Raw genomic sequence first — 14,795 nt, 5'->3', positions numbered from 1 at the left:
GCGCTTGTTTGGTAGGAGGTTATGGTGAATGTACACGGGCGCTATGTCGCCGACCGGCTCGCCGAGGTCGGGCGGTGGGGCTCCGAAACCCTGCCCGACGTGGTGCGTCGCCACGCCGCGGAGAATCCGGACGGGCTCGCGTTCATCGCGGGGGAGCACCGGATGACCTGGCGTCAGTTCGACTCGTGGTCGACCGCGTTCGCCCGCCGGCTCGTCGCCGCCGGGCTCGAGCGCGGTGCGCGGGTCGGGGTGCTGCTGCCCGACGGGGTCGAGGTGCACGTGGTGTACCTGGCGGCGATGAAGGCCGGCGTGGTCGTGGTCGCGATCGGCCCGCGCGCGGCCCGCCTCGAGATTCGCCACCTGCTCACGGTGGGCGGCGCGACCGCCCTGGTGAGCTTCGCGTCGCACCGCGACGCCCCCGTCGCCTCGCTGGTCGACGGCCTCGGCATCGGCACCCACGTGGTGCTCGACGGGTCCTTCCCGGAGCCGGCCGATGCGGTCGATCTCTCGGGCCGGGCACTCGGGATCGGGGAGGTGCACCTGCTCAACTCGACGTCGGGCACCACCGGCATGCCCAAGTGCGTGGTGCACAACCAGAACCGCTGGTTCTACTACCACGAGCTCGCGGCCGAGTGCGGCGACCTGCGCGGCGACGACGTGTTCCTGGCGCTGATCCCGGCGCCGTACGGCTTCGCGCAGTGGACCGCGAACTTCACCCCGACCCTGCTGGGCGCCCCGACGGTCGTCATGCCCCGCTTCAACGCCGACGAGGCGCTGCGCCTGATCGAGCGCGAACGGATCACCGTGGTCTGCTGCGTCAGCACCCAGTTCATCATGATGCTGAACTCCCCGGTGCTGGAGGAGGTCGACCTCTCCTCGCTGCGCTGCATGTTCACCGGCGGCGAGGCGGTGCCCTTCGAGCGGGCCGCGGAGTTCGAGCGTCGCACGGGCGCCAAGGTCCTGCAGTTCTTCGGCTCCAACGAGACCGGCGCGCTGTCGCGCACCTCGGTCCGCGACACGACCGACCAGCGCCTGCGCACCGCCGGCCGGGTCATCGACGAGATGCGGGTGCGGCTGTTCGCCGAGGACGGCTCCGACGTGACCGCGGCGGGCGGCCCGGGGCAGGCCGCCTGCGCCGGCCCCGCGACCTGCCTGGGGTACTACGACGACCCGGCCGCCAACGAGCGGCTGTTCACCCCGGACGGCTGGATGCTGACCGGCGACATCTGCACCATCGACGCCGACGGGTACCTGCGCGTGGTGGACCGCAAGTCGGACTTCATCATCCGCGGCGGCAAGAACATCAGCGCCGCCGCCGTCGAGGACCACGTCGGCGCCCACCCGGCGGTGGCCATGGTCGCCGCCGTGGCGATGCCGGACCCCACGTTCGGCGAGCGCGTCTGCGCCTTCGTGGTCCTGCGCGAGTCCACCACCCTGACCCTCGACGATCTGCGCGCCCATCTGGACGCCCGCGGCGTGTCGCGGGAGAACTGGCCCGAGCGCCTGGAGATCGTCGACGACCTGCCCCGCGGCTCCGGCGGCAAGGTCGCCAAGGCCCAGCTGCGCCAGCGCTTCAACGCGCCGGCCTGATCCTCGGGCAGGCCGGTTCCTGGCCGGGGCGTCTCCCCCGGCGCCCAGGCCAAGCTCCGGCCTGCCCGGCGCGCTCGGGGCGGCCATCGGCTCCCCGATCGGTGCCCGGCTGGCCAAGCGCCGGCGCGACCAGTTCGCGCGTTTCCTATTGAGTCGATCGGAAAACCCTATTACCGTCACGACGTGCTCTCATCGAAGCCCATGTCTCGCCGCGCCGTGCTGGCGACCGCCGCCGGCGCAGGCGCCGCCACCGTACTGATCCCGTCGCCGGCCGGCGCCACCGCGCCGCGGATCGACACGCTGCTCGAGTGGTACGACCGCACCGCCAACACCATCGGGGTCATCACCGGCCCCCAGCAGGTGACCAACAGCCGCACCTGGGCCGTCTCCTGGATCGCCGCCTGGCGCGCGGTGTCGTCCGTCCGTCCGGGCGCCGACGCCGAGCTCGCACTGGCCGCCGCGGTCCACGAGACGCTCATCACCACCAACCCGGCCGCCGCCCCGGCGCTGGACGCCGCACTCGCGGCCACCCTGGCCCGGCTGAGCGTCCGGCACCCGGACCGGTCCGTCGCCGCCGGCGTCGCCGCCGCCCGCGCGGTGCTCGCCGAGCGGGCCGGCGACGGGCTCGATCCCGCCTCGGTCAACCGGCCGTTCACCCCGCCGCCGGCCGCGCCCGGCGTCTGGCAGCCGACGCCGCCCGCCTTCGCCGCGCCGGTCCAGTCAGGTCAGGGCGACGGCCGCCCGTTCCTGGTGCGCAGCGTGGAGCCGCTGCAGCCGGGCCCGCCGCCGGCCCTCGGCAGCGCCGTCTACCTCCGCGACCTCGCCGAGTCGCGGGCGATCGGGGCCGTGGACAGCGCCGTGCGCACGCCCCAGCAGACGGCGGTGGCCCGGTTCTGGTCGCAGACCTCACTCAACGGCTTCACCGGCGCGCTGCGCACGACCGTCGCGCCGCACGGCTCGCACGCCGCGGACCGGCGCCCACTCGCCAAGCGCATCGCCCTCATCGCCCTGTTCCACGCGGCGACGATCGACGCGCAGATCACGACCTACAAGGCAAAGTACCGGTACCTGTTCTGGCGTCCGGTCACCGCCATCCGCACCGGCTCCATCGCCCCGGACCCGTCGTGGACGCCGTTGATCGCCACGCCCGCCCACCCGGAGTACCCCTCGGGTCACACCACCTACGCCGGCGCCGCCCAGGCGGTACTGGAGACGCTCGCCGGCCCGCCGAGGGCGGAGTTCGCCCTGACGAGTGCGGTGGCCACCGACGTGACGCTGACGTACCGGCGGTGGTCGGAGCTGACGCGCGACAACATCGACGCGCGCGTCTGGGAGGGCGTCCACTTCCGCAACACCGACGAGGTGGGGGCCGCCGTCGGCCGGCGGGCCGCCCTGGCCGCACTTTCCCGCTGGCACGGTCGGCCGCTGTAGACGCCGGCCGGGCTCAGGCCGGCGCCTCCGCTGCGCTCCGGCGCCGGCCTGAGCTGATGCTGTGCCGATGTTTCGCGGCCCCTCCGCTGCGCTCCGGCTACGGGACGAGGACCAGGCGGCCGCGCAGGCCGCCGGACTCCAGCGTTCGGTGGGCGTCGGCCACGTCGGTCAAGGGGAGGGTGGCGGCCACGCGCAACGTCAGGCCGGAGGCGGCCAGGGTGGCCAGGCGCGGGCCGTCGGCGCGGATCCAGACGTTGGCCACGCGGATGCCGCGCAGCGGGGGCGGCGCCGCGCCGCTGAGCACGGACACGAAGGCGCCGGCGCCGCGGACCGCGTCCAGTGCCCGGATGCCCAGGCTGGCCACGTCGACGGCGGCGTCCACCCCACCCGGAGCCAGGGCGCGGACCGCGGCGGCCAGGTCGTCGGACGGGGGCACCACCTCGGCGGCGCCCAGCGACCGCACGAGTGACTCGTCGCCGGCGCGGGCCACGGCGATCACCCTGGCCCCCGCGCGGGCCGCCAGTTCGACCGTATAGCCGCCCACCGCGCCGGCCGCGCCCGTCACCAGCAAGGTTTCCGGCCGCCGGGGAAGCAGGTCCAGGGACTGTGCGGCGGTCAGGGCGTTGAGCGGCAGGGTGGCGGCCGCGACCAGGTCGGTGTCCTCGGGCAGGCGGGCGGTGGCGGCGGCATCCAGTACCACGAAGTCCGCCTGGGCCTTCGCAGCCAATCCGGGGAGGTCGGACAGGCCGATCACCCGGTCGCCGGGGGCGAAGTCCTCGACGGACGGGCCGACGGCATCGACGACTCCGGACACGTCCCAGCCCAGGCCCACGACCTCCCGATCGAGCATGATGCCGGCGCGGGTCAGGGCGCCCGTTCTGGTCTGGACGTCGACCGGGTTCACGGCGGCGGCGGCCACGCGGATGCGGACCTGGGCCGGGCCGGGGACCGGTTCGGGGACGTCGGTCACCTCCAGGACCTCGGGGCCGCCGTACGCGCGAATAGTCACAGCTCTCATGCCTCAACCGTATGGAGAGCTACTCTCTATCGGGAAGTACGCACTCCGGGGTGCGTACCGTACCGGGAGGTGGGGCCATGGCGACGCGGACGGTGGCGCAGCGGCGGGAGCAGCGGCGGCTCGAGTACGACGCGTTCATGGCCAGCTGCCCGGCCCGCAAGCTGCTCGACCGCATCAGCGACAAGTGGGTGAGCCTCGTGCTCACCGCGCTGGCCGGGGGACCGCAGCGCTACAGCGACCTCAGCCGCCGCATCGCCGGCGTCAGCCAGAAGATGCTCACCCAGACGCTGCGCACCATGGAGCGCGACGGGCTGCTGACGCGCACGGTCACGGCCTCGGTGCCGGTGCGCGTCGACTACCGGCTCACCGCGCTCGGGGAGAGCCTGCTGCCGCTCATGGCCTCGATCAAGGCGTGGGCCGAGACGCACATCGAGGCGGTCGAGCGGGCGCAGGCCTCCTACGACGAGTCCTCAGCCCAGTAGCTCGCGCAGGCGGGTGCGCTGGATCTGGCCCGTGGCCGGGGTGCGCGGGATCGCCGGCACCACGGCCACGCGCCGCGGCAGCTTGAACGAGGCCAGGCGGCCGTCGACGTGCTCGCGGATCGCGGCCGGGGTCGGGGCGCCGGCGCCGGGCGGGAGCACGAACACGGCGCAGACCGTCTCGCCCCACTTCGGGTCGGGCAGGCCGACCACGGCCACGTCGAGGATGCCCGGCAGGTCGCGCAGGACGTGCTCGACCTCGGCCGGGCCGAAGGACTCGCCGCCGGTGCGGATGACCTCGCGGGTGCGGCCGGTCAGGTACAGGTAGCCCTCGTCGTCGAGGCGGCCGACGTCGCCGGCGCGGTACGGGCCGGTGAGCGGGTCGGCGCCCAGGTAGCCGTTCATCAGGGCCGGGCCGGACGTGCACACCTCGCCGTCGTCCAGCCACAGCGCGTTCGGAGTGGCCGGGCGGCCGACACTGCCGGGCTTGCGATCGAGCTCCCAGTCGTGCAGGGCGGCCATGCGGCCGGCCTCGGTCGAGCCGTACAGGATCGTCGTCGTGGTGCCCGGCAGCCGGTCCTTGATGCGCTCGACCAGCTCGGCGGCGACGCTGGACGTGCCGGTGTCGGCGTGCTGCAGCGAGCGCAGGTCGGCGCGGCGGTGCTCGCGGTCCAGCAGGCGCTCCCAGACGGCCGGGATGCAGTACAGGGCCGCGGGCCGGCGCCGCTGCACCACGTCGATCATGTCCGCGGCGTCGGCCCGGCGGACCAGGTGCACGGCCGTGCGGTGCTGCCACGCCTCCATGACGTAGTGCCAACCCCCGTAGTGGTACAGCGGGAAGGTGCACACCACGCCGCCGTCCCCCCGCAGCCCGCTGGTGAAGGTGCCCCCGCCCGGCGCCGCGCGCAGCCAGCTCGCCCGGTGGCTCACCAGGGCGCCCTTCGGGGTGCCGGTGCTCCCGCTGGTCAGGTACAGGATGTGCGGCGCCCGGTCGTCGATCGGCACCCGGCGCAGGCCGGTCGCGCCGCCGTCCAGGACGGACGGCGGGAGGGCGGGGACGGTGAAGTCCACGTCGGACAGGACGACCCGAGGGTCCACGTAGGACACCACGCGGTCGCGCTCGGCGAGCGGCAGGGCCGGGTTGACGGGGGCGAAGACGGCCCCGATGCGGGCGCAGGCGACGAAGACCTCGACCGAGCGCAGCGTCGGCGTCACGCACCACAGCACCGTGTCGCCCGGGCGTACGCCGAGGCCGGCGAGGGCGTTGCCGGTGCGGTCGGCGGCCGCGTCCAGCTCGCGGAAGGTGAGCTGGTCCGGGCCGAGGGTGGCCGCGAGCGTGTTGGGCACGGTGAGCGCCGCGGTCGTGACGATGTCCCCGATGAGCAGGCTCATGCGGCGCGGTCCCAGTCGAAGAGGTCGACCTGGGCCGGGCCGAGCGCGCCGTAGCGCCGCTTGTCCCGCGTGATCGCGAGGGCCTCCGGCAGCGCCTCGACGCCGGCGAGGCGGTGACTGATGAGGCAGGAGACGTCGACGTCGCCGCGGGCGACCAGGCGCAGGGCGTGCTCGAAGGCGCCGCTTCCCGGAGAGTAGCCGCCGGCGCCGGAGCGCGGGTGCAGCAGCGCGACGGAGCGTTCCCGCAGGCGCGCGAGCGGGGCCGGCGCGTGGTCGGGCAGCACCGAGACCATGACGATGACGCCGCCGCGGCGCACGCACCGGGCGGCAAGGCCGAAGGTCCCCTCGCCGGCCGCCTCGAAGACCACGTCGGCGCCGATGCCCTCGGTGGCGTCGAGCACGGCGGCCTCCACGTCGTCGGCGGCGTCGATGACCAGGTCCGCGCCGGCCCGCTGGGCCAGCTCGCGCTTGGCGGGGCTTCGGCCGCTGACCATGACCAGGCCCGCGCCGCCGTGGCGGGCCACCTGCGTGTGCAGGACGCCCATGACGCCGGCCCCGATGACCAGGACGCTGTCGCCGGGGCGGACCGCGGCGGCGGCGTGGCCGTGGATCGCGCCGGCCAGCGGCTGGATCGCGGCGGCCTGGGAGGCGGTGATGCCGTCGGGCACGCGGACGAGGGTCTTGGCCGGCACGACGACCCGTTCGGCGAACGCGCCCGGGCCGGTGAAGCCGAGCACGGCGGGGGACGGGCAGGCGTCGGGGCGGTCCCGGCGGCAGGCCGCGCACCGGCCGCACGCCGCGGTCTCCACCGCGGTGACCCGATCGCCGACCCGGATCCCGCCGGGCGTGCCCGAGCCGAGCGCGCGCACCACGCCGGCGAACTCGTGGCCGCCGAAGCGGACCGGGCCCTCGGCCAGGCGGGCGGCGAGGACGGTGTGCATGGCGATCGGCTCGCCAGCCAGCAGCATGCACTCGGTGACGCTCGGCTGCACGCAGGCGACGTCGACGACGGCCTCGCCCGGACCCGGTGCCGGGTCGGGGACCTCCTCGACGGCCGCGTCGCCGAAGCCACGCAGGACCAGTGCCCTCAATTCGAGACCTCCCTTGACGGTTGAATCAGATTTTGTATTCAATATCTAAACCGCGTCAAGGGAGGTTGAGGATGGAGCGCGAGCTACTCGTCACCGGCATCGGTGGGCAAGGGATCCAGCTGCTCGCCAAGACCCTGGCGCTGGCCGCCACCCGCGAGGGCCGGTACGCCATGCTGGCCGCCGACTACGGCGGTGAGATGCGCGGCGGCCCCTCCAAGGCCGGCGTCGTCATCGGCGACGAGCCGCTCAAGGCGCTGCCCATCCTCCCGTCGGCCTGGTCCGCCATCTTCGCCCACCGCAAACACTCCGAGGGCGTCGAGAACAGGCTGCGGACCGGGGCGCTCGTCGTGGCCAACACGCCGCTCGTCGACCCCGAGGGGTTCCGGGAGGATCTGCGCGTGGTCGCCGTGGACGCGGCGGCGCTGGCCAAGCAGGCCGAGGCGCCGAACGCGCTCGGGTTCGTGCTGCTCGGCAAGTACAACGCGATCACCCGCATGGTCGCGCCGGAGTCGCTGGCCGAGGCGATGGAGGAGCTGCTCCCGCCGTACCGCCGCCAGCACGCCGCGGCCAACAAGCGAGCCCTGGAGGTGGGCGGCATGACCGTCGGAGCTACTGAAGGCAGGACTGCATGACGCTGGAACTGCTCGAAGGGACCTCGGCGATGGCCGAGGCCGCGATCGCGGCCGGGTGCCGGTTCTTCGCCGGCTACCCGATGTCGCCGTTCACCGGGCTGCTGGAGCAGATGTCGCGGCGGCTGCCCGAGGCCGGCGGCGTGTGCATCAACGCGGAGAGCGAGATCGAGGGGGTCAACATGGCCCTGGGCGCGGCGGCGGCCGGTTCGCGGGCCGCCACCGGCTCGTGCGGGCAGGGGATCGCGCTCATGCAGGAGGCGATCGCCGAGGCCGCGCTCAACGAGACGCCGTTCGTCGTGTTCAACCTGGCCCGCAACCAGCAGGACTACTTCCAGGCCACCCGGGGCGGCGGCTGGGGCGACTACCGGACCATCACGCTCGCGCCCAAGGACATCCCCGAGGCGGTCGAGCACACCCAGCTGCTGTTCCACCTGGCCGACAAGCACCGCGCGCCCGTGGTGCTGTACGGCGATCCGCTGCTGGCCCAGACCCGGGTCGGGGTGTCCGTCGAGCCACTGGACTTCGGCCCGCTGCCGGCGAAGGACTGGGCGCTGGACGGCACCGGCGGCGGGACCGGGCGCAGCAGGCAGGTCTGGACGTGGGCGATGGGCAAGGCGACCGCCCCCGGGCCCGGTCCGGACGGGCACTGGCGGGCGATCGCCGAGAAGTTCGCGCGGATCGAGCGGCTGGAGGCCCGGCACGAGCAGTCCGATGTGGACGGCGCCGAGACCGTGGTCGTGTCGTTCGGGTCGGCCGCGAAGTTCGTCGAGCACGTCGTGGCCGAGCTGCGGGCCGAGGGGCACGCCATCGGCTGGTTCCGGCCGGTGACGCTGTGGCCGTTCCCGGGGGAGGCGCTGGAGGCGGCGACCCGGACGGCGAAGCGCGTGCTGGTGTTCGAGCTCAACGCCGGGCAGATGGTCGACGACGTGCGCATCCACGCCCACGACCGGCGGGCGGTGCGGTTCGTCGGCGGAGTCAGCATCGCCGAGTCCGGCCTGTCGTACGGCCCGCTGCTGGACGCTCCCGAGATCCGCCGCCGCATACTGGAGGCGCTATGACCATCGACACCACCCGGCCCCCGCAGCGCGACGCCAAGCAGGTCGCCGACTTCCGGCCGAGCCTCATCCTCGGCGAGCACTCGCTGTGCCCCGGCTGCGGAGAGCCCGTTGCGTTGCGCATTCTCCTGGAGGTACTCCAGGAGCTCGACATCGTGCAGAAGACCATCGGCGTCGTCGGCCACGGCTGCTACGGCAGCTTCGTGCGCATCATGGACGTCGACGTCCTGCAGTGCCTGCACGGCCGCGCGCCGGCCTGCGCCACCGGGATCAAGCGGGTGCGCCCCGGCGTCGCGGTGTTCACGCTGCAGGGCGACGGCGACATGGCCAACGAGGGCCTGCAGGAGGTGCTGCACGCGGCCGCCCGCGGCGAGAACATCACCTGCGTCATGCTCAACAACGGCGTCTTCGGCGACACCGGCGGGCAGCAGACCGCGACCACCGTGCTCGGCCAGCGGACCAAGACGAGCATCGAGGGCCGCGACCCCGAGCGGCACGGGTACCCGATCCCGGTCGCCGACCTCGTCGCCGGGCTGCGCGGCGTCGGGTACGTGGCGCGCGGAGCGGTCTCCACCGCCGGCTCGGTGCTGCAGACCAAACGCATGCTGCGCAAGGCGTTCCAGACGCAGCTGGCCGGCGGCGGGTTCTCGCTGGTGGAGATCCTCACCATGTGCCCGACCGGCTGGTTCGTGCCCACCGCCGAGGGGCCCGGATACCAGCAGGGCACCATGGAGCAGACGTACGGCCTCGGGGAACTGGTGACGCCGTGAAGCTCGAGCGGGCCAACACCAGCGAGGCGGTCGCCGCCTACGTGCTGCGCCGCCTCTTCGACGGCGACCTGCGCAGCGGTCAGCGCCTCGACCTCGACGCGATCGCCGACGAGCTCGGGGTGAGCCGCGTGCCGGTCCGCGAGGGGCTCATCCAGCTCGAGCGCGACGGGCTGGTCGAGCGGGCGCACTACCGCCGCGCGTTCGTCGCCGAGTTCGACGACGCCACCGTCCGGGAGGCGTTCGAGTTGTACGGCATGCTGAGCGCCCTGACCAACCGGCGCGTCGCCCGCCGCGGCGACCCGGCCGTGCTGGAGGCGCTGGGCAAGCTCGACGAGGCCCTCGCCGGCTGCGAGAGCCCGGACGAGTACGAGGACCTCGCCCGCGAGTTCCGCCGGGTGGTCAACGTCGCCGGGGCGGGCAACCATCTGCGGGCGCTGCTGCGCACCTTCAGCGGCCTGGTGCCGGTCGCCGCCCGGTTCTCGATCGACGACGCCCTGGCCGAGGAGCGCGCCGCGCTGCACGCCGAGTACCTCGCGCTGCGCGCCGGGGACCCCGACGCGGCCGGCACGGCGGCCCTGGCCCACCTGCGCCTGACGGCGGACAACGCGATCCGCGCGCTGCGCCGCCGCGGCGTGTTCCCGGAGCCGGACACAGTGGACGATCCGGAGTGGACGGACATCGCGCGAACCTTGGAAGGGAGCGAGACATGAGCCGGGTCAGCCGCGGCACACTCGTCATCGACCCGGAGCGGTGCAAGGGCTGCGAGCTGTGCATCGCCGCCTGCCCGCCCGACGTGCTGAGCATGTCGGCCGCCGTGAACGAGCAGGGGTACCGCTATCCGATGCTCCACGAGGGCTGCACCGGCTGCACGGCCTGCCAGCTGGTCTGCCCCGACCACGTGATCGCGGTGTACCGGTACACCTGAGGCCTGAACCCGCCCGCCGGGGGAACAGGGCGGTCATGGACACGATGACCGCCTGGCAGGTCGACCGGCCCGGGCCCGTCGCGACGCATCCCCTGCGCCGGGTGACGCTGCCCGTGCCCCGCCCGTCCGCCGGCGAGGTGCTGGTCCGCGTGCACACCTGTGCGGTCTGCCGCACCGACCTGCACCTCGCCGAGGGTGACCTTCCGCCGCGCCGGCGCGGGACGGTCCCCGGCCACGAGATCGTCGGCACCGTCGAGGCGCTGGGCGCGGACGTGACCGACCCGCCGGTCGGCACCCGCGTCGGCGTGGCCTGGCTGCGGCGGACCGATGGCACGTGCCGCTACTGCCGGCGCGGGGCGGAGAACCTGTGCCCCGACTCGAAGTACACCGGCTGGGACGCCGACGGCGGGTACGCCGAGTACTGCGTCGCCCCGGCCGCCTACGTCTACCGGCTGCCGGCCGCCTACAGCGACGAGGAGGTCGCGCCGCTGCTGTGCGCCGGGATCATCGGATTCCGGGCGCTGCGCCGGGCCGGGCTGCCGCCGGGGGGCCGGCTCGGCGTCTACGGGTTCGGCGGGTCGGCCCACCTCGCCGCCCAGGTGGCCCTGGCCGAAGGGGCGACCGTCCACGTGGTCACCCGCTCGGCCGCGGCCCGGGAGCTGGCCCTGTCGCTCGGCGCGGCGTCCGCCTCCGACACCGCGCCGCCTGAGCCGCTGGACTCGGCGATCCTCTTCGCGCCGGTCGGCACGCTGGTCCCGCCGGCGCTGGCCGCGCTGGACCGGGGCGGGACCCTGGCGATCGCGGGCATCCACCTCACCGACATCCCGCCGCTCAACTACGCCGAGCACCTGTTCCAGGAGCGCAAGCTGGCCAGCGTCACGGCCAACACCCGCGCCGACGGCCGCGAGTTCCTCGACATCGCGGCCCGGCACCGGCTGCGGGTGACCACGACCGGCTACGCGCTGGCCGACGCCGACCGCGCCCTGGCCGACCTGGCCGAGGACCGCTTCGCGGGGGCGGCCGTGCTGCACTGCACTCCTTGACGACCGCCACCGCGGGCCGTTTCGCGGGGTTGCCGTGACGCACCGTGTTACTTGACGACCGCCACCGGGCAGGTCGCATGGCGGATGGCGGCCTGGCTCACCGAGCCCAGCAGCATGCCGGTGAAGCCGCCCCGGCCGCGCGAGCCGACCACCAGCAGCAGCGCGCCCTGCGAATGGTCGACCAGCGCCTCGGCCGGGCGGCCGAGCACGCCGTGGTAGCGGGCGTTGACGTCGGGGTACTTCTCGGTCCAGCGGCCCACGACCTCGGCCAGGCTGTGGTTCTCGGTCGGCCGGTCGTACACGTGCAGCGCGGTCAGCCCGGCGCTGTAGGCCGAGGCGTGGTCGAACGCGAACTCCAGCGCCAGCTCACCCTGGGGCGAGCCGTCCACGCCGACCACGATCCGGCCGGTGGCCGTCCCGCCCTCGCCACCGCGCCGGACGACGACCGTCGGGCAGGTGGCGTGCGCGGCCAGGGCCACGCCGACGGAGCCGAGCAGCATGCCGGTGAACCCGCCGCGGCCGCGGTGGCCGACCACGACCAGCGAGGCGGACTCGGACGCGGCGATGAGCGCCGCCCCCGGCTGCTCGATCCGGATCTCGGTCTCGACCTGGGCCCCGGGGGCGGCCGACCGGGCCCGCTCGGCGGCCTCGTCCAGGATCTCGGTCGCGGCCTCCTGGATGCCCGACTCGTAAGGCGGCGGCACGGGTGCGGCGAACGGTGCGTACACGGTCGGCCACACGAACGCGTGCACGATCCGCAGCGGCCGGCGCCGGACGTCGGCCTCGACCGCCGCCCAGGCGACGGCGTCGAGACTCTCGGGCGAGCCGTCCGTCCCGACGACGACTGGCAGAGCGGTACCCATCGCAGCACCTCCTGGTTTCCTTCCGGGCAGTCACTTCCAGCGTGCCGCGCCGTGCCGGGCCGCAGCCACGTGAGCACCGGGCGACGCCGTGCGCCGGGGCTGAAGCCGGCCCGGCATCATTCCGCGGGTCCTCCGCCGCCGGGGCCGGCCCGCGCCAGACTGCAGGTATGACCACTATGACCGAGGCCGAGGCGCTCGCTTTCCTTACCGACGGGACCCGCACCGGCACGCTCGCCACCGCCGCGCCCGACGGTGACCCGCACGCCGCTCCGATCTGGTTCGTGGTCGACGGGCACGATCTCGTCTTCAGCACCGGGCGCGACTCGGTGAAGGGCCGCCACCTGCGGGCCAACCCGAAGGCGGCGCTGACCGTCGACGTGCCGGCGTTCCCGTACCATTTTGTGGCCATCCGGGGTGACGTCGGCGTCACCGACGACCCGCCCGACCTGCAGGACTGGGCGACCCGGATCGCCGCCCGCTACGTGCCGGCCGGCCAGGCCGAGCGGTACGGCGAGGTCAACAGCGGCCCGGGCAACCTGCTGTGCCGCATGCACATCGACCGCGTGGTGGGCGTCCGCGACGTCGCCGCGATGTGAGCGGCGCGCGGCTGCCCGCCGCCGAAATGGTCCCCGAGCACGCCTGAACCGCCAATATCCGACATGTCGAACTTCGGCGGCATCCTGGCGCCCGGCTGGGTCGTTGAGCCCAGGTGCGAAGGATCTTGCGGCCGCTCGTCGCCGCCGTGTTGCTCATCGCGCTGGCCGTGGCCGGGCCGGCGGCCGCCGGGCAGTCGCTGCCGGGCGTGGTCAGCGACCAGCCGGTGGTCTGGACGCCGAACGTGCTCGACGGGACGGTGACCGCCATCGCCGTCGTCGGGGACACCGTCGTGGTCGGCGGGGACTTCACCGCCGTCGCGGAGGCGGGCGGGAAGACGCGGCTGCCGCGGCGGTACCTGTTCGCGTTCCAGCTCGGCACCGGCCGCGTCCTCGACGCCGCCCCGGTCCTCGACGGCCCGGTCACGGCGCTGGCCGCGAGCCCGTCCGGCGGCGTGTACGTGGCGGGAAAGTTCGCCCGCGTCAACGGCACGGCGCGGCCCGGGCTCGCCGAGCTCGACGTGGCCACCGGGGCGCTGGTGCCGGGGTTCGACGCCAAGGCGGGCAAGGGACAGATCCGGGCGCTCGTCGCCGCGGGCTCGTGGGTGTACGCCGGCGGCACCTTCACCAGTATCGGTGGCGCCCGCCGGACGGGCCTGGCCCGGCTGGACGCCGCCACCGGGGCCGCCGACCCGGCGTTCGACCTGCGACTGGCCAACGCCAACCACGACAAGGTCAAGGTCGAGGCGCTCGCCGTGACCAACGACGGGGCACGGCTCGCCGCCGTCGGCGCGTTCGACACCGCCTCCGGGCAGCGAAGGCCGCAGCTGCTGGTGGCCGGCGTCGGCGGTACCGCACCGGCGCTGGACGCCTGGTCGACCGACGCCTACGCGGCGCGGTGCAAGACGCTGTACGACAGCTATCTGCGCGGCGTGGACTTCGCCCCGGACGGCACCTGGCTGGCGGTCGCGGCCACCGGCGGCATGTCGGGTGCGACCCGCATGTGCGACAGCGTGGCCCGCTTCGACCTGAACGGCCCCGGCAACCACGCGCCGGCCTGGGTGAACCGCACCGGGGGCAACACGCTGTGGTCGGTCGCGGTGACCGGCGCCGCCGTGTACGTCGGCGGCCACCAGCAGTGGATGGACAACCCGGCCGGCCACAAGAGCGCCGGCCCGGGCGCGGTGTACCGGCCCGGCATCGCCGCCCTGAACCCGCGCACCGGCGCCGCCCTGCCCTGGAACCCGACCCACAGCCGGGGCGTGGGCGTCGGCGTGCTCGTCACCAGCCCGGCCGGCCTGCTGGTCGGCTCCGACACGGACCAGCTCGGCCGCACCTACCACGGCAGGATCGGTCTGCTACCGGCCGTCGACGGCTGAGCGCACCGCCGCGGCCGCGCCGTCACTGGATGACGAAGGTGGTGAAGTAGATGTCCATGACCTCCTTCTTCTTGTGCACCGTGTAGGCCTGCACGACCTTCTCGACGAGCGCCTTCTTGGTGCGGTCGCGCTCGGCGTTGGACATCAGCTCGTCCATCTTGCGGCCGCTGTAGAGCCCGATCGCGATGTCCAGGGCCTTGCTGCCGTCGGGGGGTTCGGCGGCCTCGGTGGTGGCCTGGAGGGTCATCTTGAGTTTGAGGTAGTGCCCGTCGGCGAGGTTGATGGTGATGGCGTCGAGGACGGCGACGGGGCCGGGGGTTGGGGCCGGTTCGGCGGTGGCGTGTTTGGGGGCGAACATCATGTACCCGCCGAGGCCGCCGCCGGCGAGGGCGACCAGCACGATCGCGGCGATCAGGATGAGTTTCTTGCTGCCACCGCGTTTGGCGGGGGTCTCCTCGCTGGTCTTCTTGTCGTCGGCCATGGGAGTGCTCCTCGTCAGCTGGTGGTGGATGCGGAGGGTAGGAGGGTGCGGGT

At 74.2% G+C, this 14,795-nt stretch carries 16 protein-coding genes; 11 read left to right on the top strand and 5 right to left on the bottom strand.

The features are described from left to right. The first annotated feature begins 21 nt into the window (after positions 1-21). Both AB0M46_RS39980 and AB0M46_RS39975 read left to right on the top strand, forming a co-directional pair. A complete protein-coding gene (locus AB0M46_RS39980; protein WP_363345093.1) occupies positions 22-1,590 on the top strand; it encodes an AMP-binding protein in 1,569 nt (522 codons plus the stop codon). 183 nt (positions 1,591-1,773) lie between these two features. After that, positions 1,774-3,021 (top strand): vanadium-dependent haloperoxidase, encoded by a 1,248-nt coding sequence (locus tag AB0M46_RS39975; RefSeq protein ID WP_363345092.1) that lies wholly within the window; start codon positions 1,774-1,776, stop codon positions 3,019-3,021. A 97-nt stretch (positions 3,022-3,118) separates the two neighbouring features. Here AB0M46_RS39975 and AB0M46_RS39970 read toward each other — a convergent pair whose 3' ends face one another. Then, entirely contained in the window at positions 3,119-4,039 is a 921-nt protein-coding gene (locus tag AB0M46_RS39970; RefSeq protein WP_363345091.1) for an NADP-dependent oxidoreductase, read from the bottom strand. 77 nt (positions 4,040-4,116) lie between these two features. Between AB0M46_RS39970 and AB0M46_RS39965 the strand changes: the two genes are divergently transcribed. Further along, the gene (locus tag AB0M46_RS39965) at positions 4,117-4,521 is read left to right on the top strand and encodes a helix-turn-helix domain-containing protein (RefSeq protein WP_363345090.1); all 405 of its coding nucleotides are present in this window, start codon (positions 4,117-4,119) and stop codon (positions 4,519-4,521) included. On the opposite strand, the gene AB0M46_RS39960 is transcribed toward AB0M46_RS39965, so the two are convergent. After that, positions 4,510-5,910 (bottom strand): class I adenylate-forming enzyme family protein, encoded by a 1,401-nt coding sequence (locus tag AB0M46_RS39960; RefSeq protein WP_363345089.1) that lies wholly within the window; start codon positions 5,908-5,910, stop codon positions 4,510-4,512. The two genes, AB0M46_RS39965 and AB0M46_RS39960, sit on opposite strands and share 12 nt — an antisense overlap. Continuing rightward, positions 5,907-7,001, bottom strand: a complete 1,095-nt coding sequence (locus tag AB0M46_RS39955) for a zinc-binding dehydrogenase (protein ID WP_363345088.1) — start codon at positions 6,999-7,001, stop codon at positions 5,907-5,909. Before AB0M46_RS39955 ends, AB0M46_RS39960 begins: the two co-directional genes overlap by 4 nt. 71 nt (positions 7,002-7,072) lie before the next feature. Here AB0M46_RS39955 and AB0M46_RS39950 point away from each other — a divergent pair, with 71 nt between their 5' ends. From AB0M46_RS39950 to AB0M46_RS39925, 6 genes are read left to right on the top strand one after another with little or no spacing between them, the layout of a single operon-like run. Then, positions 7,073-7,633, top strand: a complete 561-nt coding sequence (locus AB0M46_RS39950; protein ID WP_363345087.1) for a 2-oxoacid:acceptor oxidoreductase family protein — start codon at positions 7,073-7,075, stop codon at positions 7,631-7,633. After that, positions 7,630-8,691, top strand: a complete 1,062-nt coding sequence (locus AB0M46_RS39945; protein ID WP_363345086.1) for a hypothetical protein — start codon at positions 7,630-7,632, stop codon at positions 8,689-8,691. Before AB0M46_RS39950 ends, AB0M46_RS39945 begins: the two co-directional genes overlap by 4 nt. After that, the gene (locus AB0M46_RS39940; protein ID WP_363345085.1) at positions 8,688-9,458 is read left to right on the top strand and encodes a thiamine pyrophosphate-dependent enzyme; all 771 of its coding nucleotides are present in this window, start codon (positions 8,688-8,690) and stop codon (positions 9,456-9,458) included. Before AB0M46_RS39945 ends, AB0M46_RS39940 begins: the two co-directional genes overlap by 4 nt. After that, positions 9,455-10,168, top strand: a complete 714-nt coding sequence (locus tag AB0M46_RS39935; protein WP_363345084.1) for a GntR family transcriptional regulator — start codon at positions 9,455-9,457, stop codon at positions 10,166-10,168. The genes AB0M46_RS39940 and AB0M46_RS39935 overlap by 4 nt, the downstream gene beginning before the upstream one ends. After that, positions 10,165-10,383, top strand: a complete 219-nt coding sequence (locus AB0M46_RS39930) for a 4Fe-4S dicluster domain-containing protein (RefSeq protein ID WP_363345083.1) — start codon at positions 10,165-10,167, stop codon at positions 10,381-10,383. Before AB0M46_RS39935 ends, AB0M46_RS39930 begins: the two co-directional genes overlap by 4 nt. A 35-nt stretch (positions 10,384-10,418) precedes the next feature. Continuing rightward, on the top strand, positions 10,419-11,426 hold the full coding sequence (locus AB0M46_RS39925; protein ID WP_363345082.1) for a zinc-binding alcohol dehydrogenase family protein: 1,008 nt from the start codon (positions 10,419-10,421) through the stop codon (positions 11,424-11,426). Between the two features lie 47 nt (positions 11,427-11,473). Here AB0M46_RS39925 and AB0M46_RS39920 read toward each other — a convergent pair whose 3' ends face one another. Further along, entirely contained in the window at positions 11,474-12,289 is an 816-nt protein-coding gene (locus AB0M46_RS39920) for a universal stress protein (RefSeq protein WP_363345080.1), read from the bottom strand. Positions 12,290-12,456: 167 nt separating this feature from the next. Between AB0M46_RS39920 and AB0M46_RS39915 the strand changes: the two genes are divergently transcribed. Together AB0M46_RS39915 and AB0M46_RS39910 are read left to right on the top strand one after the other, a co-directional pair. Continuing rightward, on the top strand, positions 12,457-12,885 hold the full coding sequence (locus AB0M46_RS39915) for a PPOX class F420-dependent oxidoreductase (protein WP_363345078.1): 429 nt from the start codon (positions 12,457-12,459) through the stop codon (positions 12,883-12,885). Between the two features lie 113 nt (positions 12,886-12,998). Then, positions 12,999-14,261 carry a PKD domain containing protein gene (locus AB0M46_RS39910; protein WP_363345076.1) on the top strand — a complete coding sequence of 421 codons (1,263 nt, stop codon included), beginning with the start codon at positions 12,999-13,001 and terminating at the stop codon, positions 14,259-14,261. A gap of 22 nt (positions 14,262-14,283) precedes the next feature. Here the strand turns inward: AB0M46_RS39910 and AB0M46_RS39905 are convergent. Then, a partial coding sequence (locus AB0M46_RS39905) for a flagellar basal body-associated FliL family protein (RefSeq protein WP_363345074.1) occupies positions 14,284-14,795 on the bottom strand: 512 nt, incomplete at its 5' end.

Source organism: Dactylosporangium sp. NPDC051485 (assembly GCF_040682015.1).
Lineage (GTDB): Bacteria > Actinomycetota > Actinomycetes > Mycobacteriales > Micromonosporaceae > Dactylosporangium.
The sequence above is the reverse complement of the archived record's forward strand: the minus strand, read 5'-3'. Positions and strand labels throughout refer to the sequence as shown.

Excerpts from the sequence above, each read along its gene's own strand:
- AB0M46_RS39920 (WP_363345080.1), bottom strand. The coding sequence starts at position 12,289 with ATGGGTACCGCTCTGCCAGTCGTCGTCGGGACGGACGGCTCGCCCGAG.
- AB0M46_RS39965 (WP_363345090.1), top strand. The coding sequence starts at position 4,117 with ATGGCGACGCGGACGGTGGCGCAGCGGCGGGAGCAGCGGCGGCTCGAG.
- AB0M46_RS39940 (WP_363345085.1), top strand. The coding sequence starts at position 8,688 with ATGACCATCGACACCACCCGGCCCCCGCAGCGCGACGCCAAGCAGGTC.
- AB0M46_RS39925 (WP_363345082.1), top strand. The coding sequence starts at position 10,419 with ATGGACACGATGACCGCCTGGCAGGTCGACCGGCCCGGGCCCGTCGCG.
- AB0M46_RS39980 (WP_363345093.1), top strand. The coding sequence starts at position 22 with ATGGTGAATGTACACGGGCGCTATGTCGCCGACCGGCTCGCCGAGGTC.
- AB0M46_RS39970 (WP_363345091.1), bottom strand. The coding sequence starts at position 4,039 with ATGAGAGCTGTGACTATTCGCGCGTACGGCGGCCCCGAGGTCCTGGAG.
- AB0M46_RS39950 (WP_363345087.1), top strand. The coding sequence starts at position 7,073 with ATGGAGCGCGAGCTACTCGTCACCGGCATCGGTGGGCAAGGGATCCAG.
- AB0M46_RS39930 (WP_363345083.1), top strand. The coding sequence starts at position 10,165 with ATGAGCCGGGTCAGCCGCGGCACACTCGTCATCGACCCGGAGCGGTGC.
- AB0M46_RS39945 (WP_363345086.1), top strand. The coding sequence starts at position 7,630 with ATGACGCTGGAACTGCTCGAAGGGACCTCGGCGATGGCCGAGGCCGCG.
- AB0M46_RS39960 (WP_363345089.1), bottom strand. The coding sequence starts at position 5,910 with ATGAGCCTGCTCATCGGGGACATCGTCACGACCGCGGCGCTCACCGTG.
- AB0M46_RS39915 (WP_363345078.1), top strand. The coding sequence starts at position 12,457 with ATGACCACTATGACCGAGGCCGAGGCGCTCGCTTTCCTTACCGACGGG.